Origin of the sequence: Colwellia sp., from assembly GCF_013215345.1 — a bacterium.
Classification (GTDB): domain Bacteria; phylum Pseudomonadota; class Gammaproteobacteria; order Enterobacterales; family Alteromonadaceae; genus Colwellia.
Genome location: NZ_JABSOV010000237.1, coordinates 1 through 2,480, shown reverse-complemented (window position 1 = coordinate 2,480; position 2,480 = coordinate 1). Strand labels below are relative to the sequence as shown.

Genomic DNA, 2,480 nt, shown 5'->3' with positions numbered 1-2,480 from the left:
TTTGTTAAGCGAGTGTATAAATTAGCCAATGATTTTGTTGAAAGTACTAGTGATACTACCGTGGCAGATATTGCTGGATTAACATTAAACAGTGATCAGAAGAAATTACGTCGTGAGTTACATAAAACTATTGCCAAAGTAACCGATGATATAGGTCGTCGAAATACTTTTAACACGGCTATTGCTGCCATCATGGAGTTAATGAATCACTTAAGCAAAGCTAAACTTAACAGTGATGAAGATAAAGCGGTAATGCAAGAAGCTGTTCGCGCTGTGGTATTAATGCTAACACCTATTACCCCACATTTATGTCATCACTTATGGCAAGCTGTTGGTGGAAGTGATTTAAATGTTGAAGATGCCAGCTGGCCTGTCGTTGACGAAAGCGCTCTAATAGAAGATGAGAAGCTTATTATTGTGCAAGTAAATGGCAAGTTACGCGCAAAAATTACCGTTGCTGCTGATGCAAGCAAAGAAGACGTGGAAGCATTGGGCTTAAATGATGAAAACGTATTGAAATTTACTGAAGGTAAAACAATACGCAAAGTTATTTATATCCCTGGCAAGATATTTAACATTGTAGCCAACTAGCTTGTTGCTGCTTACTCACCTGTTCTCGCAATTAAGGGTAAATGATAAATGTATAAATTGAGCCTTGCTATTAAAAGCTTAACCTTTAGAAATTTAGCTATCGCCCTGTTAACCACAAGCTTATTATCTGCTTGTGGTTTTCAACTCCGCGGTGATTATTTACTCGATGATGAGCTGCAAACACTTTATGTCAGCTCAACGGATGTTCACGGTGAGTTGACGCGTTTAGTTAAACTAAATTTAACGCGCAATCAAGTTAAAGTATTAAAGCATTCGAAAACGGATATCCCTGAATTACGAATTATTTCAGATAAATTAGATAGACGTACTTTGTCACTGTTCGCTAACGGTCAAGTGGCCGAATATGAACTTACTTATTCAGTGCATTATCAAGTGCGCTTTACTGGCGAAGATGCTCAACAGTTCAGTTTTGAACTGTATCGTGATTATCAAGATGATCCTAACCTTGCATTAGCAAAAAGTAGAGAGTTATCACTTTTATTAAGTGAAATGAGAACGTCGGCCGCCGATAAAATACTCCGTGACTTAGCAAGAATCCAACGCTAGTAGTTAGCTATAGCTATTAGCAAAGCATTTTTTTTAACGCCACCCGTCACTGTAAAACGTATATAAGGTTTCCATGAAAATTTATCATAACCAGCTAGACAATACCCTACGCCAGGGTTTTAAACCTGTTTGGTTGGTTTTTGGTGATGAGCCTTGGCAAAAAGATAACAGCCTTGCTGTTATTAAAAAATATGCAAAAAATCAAGGCTTTAGTGAAATAATTCGTTTTAGTAGTGATACTAGCTTTGACTGGCAACAATTACTTGATGAGTATCAAGCGTTAAGTCTCTTTGCCAGCCAACGTATTATTGAAATTGAATTAACCACAGTAAAAGTCGGTGATGCCGGCAACAAAGCGCTATTAGCTTTGGCTGAACGATTAACGCAAGACTTTAACAGCGGTAATGCCCCGCAAGATGTAATGTTCATATTCCATGGCGCCAAACTTGATGCGGCAAGTGCAAATAGAAAGTGGTTTAAAAGCCTAACGCAATTAGGCTGCTATTTACCCTTGTATGACATTGAATTGAAAGCCATGCCGCAATGGTTGAGTAATCAGGCAAGACAGCGGAAACTTAATGTCTCAGGTGAATTAAACGCGCTACTTGTTGAGCTATTTGAAGGTAACCTACTCGCCCTTGCCCAAGAGCTAGATAAACTTGGTTTACTATTTGGCTCACAGGCCATTAGCATTGAGCAAGCCGAACAGTTACTACTTAAACAAGCGAAATTTAATCCCTTTCAAGTTATCGATGCCTTACTGCGAGGGGATTGTGCTAAATGTATTGTTATGCTCGATCAGCTACAGCAAGAAGGCATGGCACCCGCGCAATTAATTTGGGTTTTCCATAAAGAGATAAACCAGTTATACACCATGCTAAATCAATTAGCTCAAGGTGAAAATATGGCTGATATTTACAAACAATATCGTATTTGGGATAAACGTAAACCCTTGTACCAGCATGCCTTAACTCACATCAAAATTGATAACGTAAAGCGTGCCATGGGTCGTATTGCTGATATTGATTTGTTAAGTAAAACCAGCAGTGAATTTAATATTTTTATTTTATTAGCTGACTTGTGTGTCACCTTATATCACGGTGAAAAGACCGCTGCCTTTAGCCTAAACTATGGCTAGATTATGGCTAGACCATGGAGCTAAGAGCCAGTGAGTAGTTATATGACTTCAGCAACACTTGATATGACTAACGGTATCGGAATATTAGGCGGCACTTTTGACCCCATTCACTTAGGGCATACTCAATCAGCCCAAGCGGTTGCTAATGAGCTGGGCTTAACTAAGGTACTGTTAATACCTGCGC

Annotated in this window: 3 protein-coding genes and 1 pseudogene; all 4 read left to right on the top strand. The window is 39.0% G+C overall.

Features of this window, described 5'->3' with window-relative positions:
• Nucleotides 1-591, top strand: a 591-nt coding sequence (locus HRT50_RS18590; RefSeq protein ID WP_291617284.1) for a class I tRNA ligase family protein, incomplete at its 5' end; no start/stop codon positions are given.
• Between the two features lie 48 nt (nucleotides 592-639).
• Entirely contained in the window at nucleotides 640-1,158 is a 519-nt protein-coding gene (gene lptE / locus HRT50_RS18585; RefSeq protein WP_291617282.1) for an LPS assembly lipoprotein LptE, read from the top strand.
• Nucleotides 1,159-1,231: 73 nt separating this feature from the next.
• Nucleotides 1,232-2,296 (top strand): DNA polymerase III subunit delta, encoded by a 1,065-nt coding sequence (gene holA, locus HRT50_RS18580; protein ID WP_291617279.1) that lies wholly within the window; start codon nucleotides 1,232-1,234, stop codon nucleotides 2,294-2,296.
• Between the two features lie 63 nt (nucleotides 2,297-2,359).
• Nucleotides 2,360-2,480: pseudogene (locus tag HRT50_RS18575) on the top strand (nicotinate-nucleotide adenylyltransferase); the annotation flags it as partial.

Excerpts from the sequence above, each read along its gene's own strand:
- holA (WP_291617279.1), top strand. The coding sequence starts at position 1,232 with ATGAAAATTTATCATAACCAGCTAGACAATACCCTACGCCAGGGTTTT.
- lptE (WP_291617282.1), top strand. The coding sequence starts at position 640 with ATGTATAAATTGAGCCTTGCTATTAAAAGCTTAACCTTTAGAAATTTA.